General features: G+C 70.3%; 1 protein-coding gene. It reads right to left on the bottom strand.

Annotated elements, in window-relative coordinates; translation table 11 throughout:
- On the bottom strand, positions 1-7,907 hold a 7,907-nt coding region (locus SM452_RS30100; protein WP_463841194.1), incomplete at its 3' end, for a non-ribosomal peptide synthetase.
- Positions 7,908-7,945: the final 38 nt, after the last annotated feature.

The raw sequence follows: 7,945 nt of genomic DNA, 5'->3' as shown, positions 1-7,945 counted from the left end.
ACCGCCTCGACCTCACCCGGCTCAATCCGGAAACCGCGAAGCTTGACCTGGTCATCGACCCGACCGGCGAACATCAACTGCCCGTCCGACGTCCACTTCGCCCGGTCACCAGTGCGATACATCCGCTCGCCCGGACCGAACGGACAGGCCACGAACCGTGACGCCGTCAGGCCGGCCCGGCCCACGTAGCCGCGAGCCACGCCGACACCCGCCACGTAAAGTTCGCCCGCCACCCCCGGCGGCACCGGCGACAGGCCGTCGTCGAGCACGAACACTCGGGTGTTCGCGATCGGCCCGCCCACCGTGGGGGCCTGTCCGACCGACAGTGGGGCGGACATCGTGGCGCACACCGAGGTCTCGGTCGGCCCGTACGCGTTCACCAGGCGGTGAGTTCCGGTCCACCGGTCCACGACGGCTTGGTCGATCGCCTCACCGGCCGACACGACCGTGCCGACCGTCCGCAGCGCGGTCGGGTCGAGCACACCGAGCACCGCCGGCGGCAGGGTCACATGGGTGACGGCGTGCCGCTGCAGCACCTCCACCAGACCCGACCCGGGCCGCAGCTCGTCCGCCGGGGCCACCACCAATGTGCCACCCCAGGCCAGCGCCATCAGCAGTTCCGAGGTCGCCGCGTCGAAACCCACCGACGCGAACTGCAGCACACGCGATCCAGGACCGGTGCCCCACGCCCGGCCCTGCGCCAAGCCGAGGTTGACCGCACCGGCGTGCGACACGACCACGCCCTTCGGCGTGCCGGTCGATCCCGAGGTGTAGATCACGTACGCCGCACCGGCCGGCGAGACCGGGACCCGCAGCGTTGCGTCATCGACTCCCGCCAGCTCCGACACCACGGTCGACGGCACCGTCCACTCGCCCGCCGTCGAGGTCAGCACGTGCTGGGCGCCACTGTCGGCGAGCATGAACTCGATGCGCTGCGAAGGCGCCTTCGGGTCGATCGGCAGGTACGCGCCGCCGGCCTTCCACACCCCGAGCAACGCCGCCACCAGATCAGCGCCGCGGTTCATCACGACCGCCACCACCGACTCGGCTCTGACCCCTTGGCCGGCCAGGTGACGGGCGACGCGGTTCGCCGCCTCGTCCAGCTCGCGGTAGGACAGTTCGATACCGTCAGCGACGACCGCCGGCGCGTCCGGCGTGGCCGCCACCTGGCGCGCCAGCAACTCGACCACCGTGCCGTCAGGCAGTGCGGTGGCGGTGTCGTTCCAGTCGAGCAGCATCCGGTCCCGCAGGCCGGTCTCCAGCAGGTCGACGTCGTGCAGCCGGCTGCCCGGGGCGGCGGTCACCCGGTCCAGCACCAGCACGAACCAGTCGGCGATCCGCTGTGCCGACGACGCGTCGAACAGGTCCACGGACGCCACCACCGCGCCCTGAAGACCAGCCGGGTGGCCCTCTGCGTCGTACGTCTCGGTGGCCGTCACCTCCAGGTCGAATCGCGCGGTGGTGCTCACCGCGCCGACATCAGCCTGCGACCGGCCGGCCGTGCCACGTTCGAGGTTCTGGAGCGTGAGCATCACCTGGAACAGCGGGTGCCGGGCCAGCGAGCGCAGCGGCGCCAGCTCTTCGACGAGCCGCTCGAACGGCACGTCCTGGTGTTCGAGGGCGTCCAGGCTGCTCCGCCGGACCCGGCGGAGCACCTCGGCGAAGGTCGGGTCGCCCGACAGGTCCGTCCGCAGCACCAGGGTGTTGACGAAGAACCCGACCAGATCGTCGAGGGCCTCATCGTTGCGCCCGGCGACCGGGAAACCGATCGGGATGTCCGTGCCGGCCCCGAGCCGGGACAGCAGCAGCGCGAACGCGGCCTGCAGCACCATGAACGTGGTCACGCCCTCGGCCCGGGCCAGCTCGGCGAGCCGTTGGTGCACCTCGGGCGGCACCGACAGCGGCACCTGGTGCCCGCGGTGTGACACCACTGCCGGACGCGACCGGTCGACCGGCAGGGCCAGTTCCTCCGGTGCCCCGGCCAACGCGTCCCGCCAATAGGCGACCTGGGTCGACAGCAGGCTCTGCGGGTCCGACTCGGAGCCGAGCAGTTCGCGCTGCCACACCGAGTAGTCCGCGTACTGCACCGGCAGCGGCGCCCACTCCGGCGCCGCACCGCTCCGCCGCGCCTCGTACGCCACCGAGAGGTCCCGGCTCAGCGGCCCCATCGACCAACCGTCACCGGCGATATGGTGCACCACCAGCACGAGAGCCGACTCGGCGCCGGCCTGGAACAGCCACGCCCGCAGCGGTACCTCGACCGCCAGGTCGAACGGGTGCTCGACCGCCTCGGCAATGGCCCGGTCCAGCTCCGCCGGGCGCACGGTCCGCACCTGCAGGGCCCAGTCCAGGCCGGCCGGGTCCAGAACCCTTTGGTACGGCTGCCCGTCCGCTACCGCGAACACCGTTCGCAGCGACTCGTGCCGTTCGATGACGTCCCGCAGCGCCGCGTCCGCCGCGTCGATGTCCAGCTCGACGCCGAGCCGCACCACGACCGGGATGTTGTAGAGCGGGCTGGGCCCGTCGAGCTGGCTCAGGAACCACAGTCGTTGCTGGGCGAAGGACAGAGGCGTCCGCGCCGTACGCTTTCCCGCCCGCAGGACCGGCCGGGCCGCGGCCACACTTGACCCGTTCAGCCAGCTCTCCAGGCCCGCGACGGTCGGTGCCTCGAACAGCACCCGCAACGGCAACTCGACACCCAGCACCGCCCGCACCCGCGACACCAACCGCACCGCGAGCAGGGAGTGGCCGCCCATCGCGAAGAAGTCGTCGTCAACGCCGACCGAGGTGACGCCCAGGATCTGGGCGAGGACACCACACAGGATCTCCTCGCGCACCGACACGGGCCCTCGACTCGCACCCAGCGCGTAGTCCGGCGCGGGCAACGCCCGCCGGTCCAGTTTCCCGTTGACCGTCAGCGGCAACCGGTCGAGGACCACCACGGCAGACGGAACCATGTACTCCGGCACCCGCTGCCCGACGAACTCCCTCAGCCCAGCCGCCTCAGCAGCCACCACGTAGGCCACCAACCGCTTGTCACCCGGCATGTCCTCCCGGATGACAACCGCAGCCTGCACCACGTCGGGGTGCTCCAGCAACACCGACGCGACCTCACCCGGCTCGACCCGGAACCCACGAACCTTGACCTGCTCGTCCGCCCGGCCGACGAACACCAACCGGCCATCGACAGTCCACTTCGCCAGATCACCCGAGCGATACATCCGCTCACCAACCAGGAACGGCGACGCCACGAACCGCTCACCGGTCAACGCGGCCCGGCCCACATAGCCACGCGCGACCCCAGCACCGGCGACATACAACTCCCCGGCCACGCCCACCGGTACAGGCTGCAGATACTCGTCCAGCACGAACAGACGGGTATTGCAGATCGGAGCACCGATCGGCACCGGACCATCGGCCTGGGCCGGGTCCAACACATGCGCGGTCGCGTCGACCGTACATTCGGTCGGACCGTAGACGTTCCACACCGGCACCGGCACCTGGGAAGCCACCTCAGCGAACAACGGCTCACCACCGGCGACCACGAGCCGCAAAGCGGTGCAGTCCGCCCAGCCCGGCTCATCCACCAACAACTGCAACAGCGTCGGAACCACCTGCACCGCCGTGACCCGCTGCTCGGCCACCACCCGCAGCAACCCACCCGGATCACGATCGACACCCACCGGCGCCAACACCACCGCCGCCCCAGCCGCCAACGGCGAGAACAACTCCCACACCGCCGCGTCGAAACTCAACGCCGTCCGCTGCAGAACCCGGTCACCTGCGTCGAGTCCGCTCCAGGTGACCAAGTTGACCAGACCCCGATGCGTGACCGCCACACCCTTCGGCGTCCCGGTAGTGCCAGAGGTGTAAAGCACATACGCGACACTGTCACCACCACAGACAACCGGCAGATCGGCATCGTCGACACCGTCGACACGGTCGAGAACAGCACTGAATTCAGTGACCGTCAGAACAGCACCGGAATCACCCACCAGGAAATCGATCCGAGCCGACGGCAACCCCGGATCCACCGGAACGTAAGCACCGCCGGCCTTCCACACGGCTAGCATCGCCACCACGATCTCCACCGACCGCGGCAACACCAGAGCAACCACCCGCTCGGGTCCCACACCCAACTCGACCAGACGCCGCGCCATCTGATTCGCCCAGGCGTTCAACTCCGCGTACGTCAACACCACGTCACCGGCGACCAACGCCACCGCACCCGGCGACACACGCACCCGCGCCTCGAAGACCGCCCCGAACGTCTCAGCAGGAAGATCGGCCGCAGTGTCGTTCCAGCCGAGCAGAAGCTGCTCCCGCTGCGGCGCCTCGAGCACCTCCACCGCGTGCACCGCAACATCGCACTCGCCGAGCGCGGCGACCAGGTTCTCGACGGCCGTGCACAGCAGCCGCCCGATCGCCTCCGGGTCGAGGGGGTTGGTCACCTCCACGCTGAGGCTCAGCCCGCCCGTATCCCGGTCGTTGACCGCCACCGTCAGCGGATAATTCGTTCGCTCCCGCGAGTAGACGCTGCGGATGCCCTGCTGAGTCCCGCTCGGCTCCTCGCCCCGCGCGACGAACCGATAGTTGAACAGCGACGTGAACAGCGGCGTGTTCTCCGCGACCCCACTCGCCTGCTGCGCGATCGCCAGGGGCGCGTGCTCGTGCTCCAGCAACGCCGCGAGCTGCCGCCGCATGTCCTCGACCGCCTCGCGCACCCCCACCCGACCGGTCCGGACCCGCACCGGCAGCGTGTTGATGAACGGACCGACCACCCGGTCGGCGCCCGCGCCCGCGTTCATCCGCCCGAACAACACCGTGCCGAACACCACGTCGTCGCGGCCCGACAACGTCGACAGCACCCGCGCCCACGCGACGTGCAGCACGGTCGCGGCGCTCACGCCGAGTTGCCGCGACACCTCGCGCAGCCGGTCGACGACGTCGTCGGGCACGGGCACCATCGCGGCGGTCGACCCGGTGCCGTCGCCCAGTACGTCCATCAGCCCGTACGGCGCGGTCGGCTCCGTCACGTCAGCGAGCAGCTCCGCGAAGTACCGTTCGTGCTCGGCCCGCGGCACGCTGCGCGCCTGGGCCACGAAGTTGCGGAACGGCAAGGCCGGCCGCAGCTCCTCCGACCGCCCGTCCAGGATTGCCTGCACCTCCTGCTGGAGGACGTCCATGCCCTGGTGGTCCTGGAGCATGTGGTGCATCCGCAACATGCCCAGCCAGCCGTCGCCGTCCTGCGCCACGTGGACGTCCATCAGCGGCGGCCGGCTCAGGTCCATGCCCGGCCCGGCCAGCCCGACCAGACCGGCCACCGGGTCGGCGGCCGCCTCCTCGCCGAGCAGGTGGGTCGTCACCGGCAGCGTGACGGTGCGCCACACCACCTGCGCCGGCTCCGGCAGCCCGTCCCACATCACCGCGGTGCGGTAGATGTCGTGCCGGTTCACGACCTGTTGCAGCGCATCCACGAACGCATCGAGATGGCCCCGCGTGTCGAACCGCATGACGAACGCCGATACGTACGGGTCCTCACCACCATCCGCCATCAGGTGGTGGAACAGCATGCCTTCCTGCAGGGGTGCCAGCGGATACACGTCCGCGACGTTCGCCGCACCACCCTCGACGGTGGCGACCACCCGCTCGACGTCCGCATCCGAGAAGTCGACCAGCGGCAGCATGTCCGCCGTGATCCGCTGCGCACCGTCCGGGATCAGGTTGTCCGGCACCACCACCACGTCAGCCGCGGTGGCCGAGGCCAACCCGGCCGGGGTCGGCGTCTCGAACAACGCCCGCACCGACACGGCAACACCCCGGCCGCGCAGCACCTCCACCAACCGCACCGCCAGCAACGAATGCCCACCGAGGCGGAAGAAATCGTCATCCACGCCGACCGCGTCGAGACCCAGAACCTCAGCGAAAACCTGACACAGGATCTCCTCCCGCACAGTCACCGGACCACGACCCGAACCCGCCGCATGGTGGGGGGCCGGCAACGCCCGCCGGTCCACCTTCCCGTTCACCGTCAACGGCAACCGGTCCAGCACCACAAACACCGACGGCACCATGTACTCCGGCAGCCGCTGCGCCACGTACTCCCGCAACCCACCCGCATCGCCCGCCACCACATACGCCACCAACCGCTTGTCGCCCGGCATGTCCTCCCGAACCGTCACCGCGGCGTGAAGCACCTCCGGATGAGCCTGAAGTACCGCCTCAACCTCACCCGGCTCGATCCGGTAACCGCGAAGCTTGACCTGGTCATCGACCCGACCGGCGAACATCAACTGCCCGTCCGACGTCCACTTCACCAGATCACCGGTGCGATACATCCGCTCGTCGGTACCGAACGGGCAGGCCACGAACCGTTCGGCGGTCAGCGCGGCGCGGCCCACGTAGCCGCGCGCCACTCCGGCGCCGGCGACGTAGAGCTCACCGGCCACACCCGGCGGCACCGGGGCCAGGCTGTCGTCGAGCACGTACACCCGCGTGTTCGCGATCGGGCCCCCCACCGTCGGGGCCTGACCCACCGACAGCGGCGCCGACATCGTGGCGCACACCGACGTCTCGGTCGGCCCGTACGCATTCACCAGAAGCCGCTCACTCGCCCACCGGTCCACCACCGCCCGGTCCAGTGCCTCACCTGCGGACACCACCGTCCCGACCGAACGCACCGTGACCGGATCCAACACGGCCAGCACCGCCGGCGGCAAAGTCGCATGTGTCACGGCATGTCGGTCCAGCAACTCCGCCAGACCCGAACCAGGCCGCAACTCATCAGCGGGCGCGACGACCAGCGCGCCACCCCAGGCCAACGCCATCAACAACTCCGACGTCGCCGCGTCGAACCCGATCGACGCGAACTGCAACACCCGCGACCCCGGCCCCGTCCCCCACGCCCGGCCCTGCGCCAAGCCCAGATTGACCGCACCGGCATGCGACACGACCACACCCTTCGGCGTACCGGTCGACCCCGACGTGTAGATCACATACGCCGCACCAGCCGCCGAAACCCGCACCGGAACCGGCCCGTCATCAACACCCGCCAGCTCCGACACCACCGTCGACGGCACCGACCACTCACCGACCGCCGAGGTCAACACGTGCTGCGCGCCGCTGTCGAACAACATGAACTCGATGCGGGCCGCCGGCGTCCTGGGGTCGATCGGCAGATAGGCGCCGCCGGCCTTCCACACCCCGAGCAACGCGGTCACCAGGTCGACGCCGCGGTCCATCACGACCGCGACGACCGACTCGGCCCGGACGCCCAGGGCGGCCAGGTGCCGCGCCACCCGGTTGGCCGCCGCGTCCACCTCGCGGTAGGACCGCTCGACGCCGTCGGCGATCACCGCGACCGCGTCCGGCGACGCGGCGACCTGCCGGTCGAACAGGTCCATGACGGTGGCATCGGTGATCTCGGCGGCGGTGTCGTTCCACCCGACCAGCACCCGGTCCCGCAGGCTCGCGTCGAGCAGTTCGACGCCGCGCAGCCGGGTCCCGGCAGCGGCGGTCAAAGCCGTCAGCACCCGCACGAACCAGTCGACGATCCGTTCCGCGGTCGACGCGTCGAACAGGTCCGCCGCGACCACGAGCACACCGTGCAGCCCGGCCGGGCGGCCGTCGGTGCCGAATGCCTCGGCCGCGGTCATCTCCATGTCGAAACGGGCGTTCACCGCTCCGGCGTGCGCCTGCGGGCGGCCGGCCGTGCCGCGTTCCAGGTTCTGCAAAGTCAGCATCGCCTGGAACAGCGGATGCCGGGCCAACGACCGCAGCGGCGCCAACTCCTCCACGAGACGCTCGAACGGAACATCCTGATGCTCCAAGGCATCCAGACTGCCCCGCCGAACCCGGCGGAGCACCTCCACAAACGTCGGATCGCCCGACAGATCCGTCCGCAGCACCAAGGTGTTCACGAAGAACCCGACCAGATCGTCCAACG

This window comes from Micromonospora sp. SYSU B005, assembly GCF_055362685.1.
This window is presented reverse-complemented; position numbering and strand designations above follow the sequence as displayed.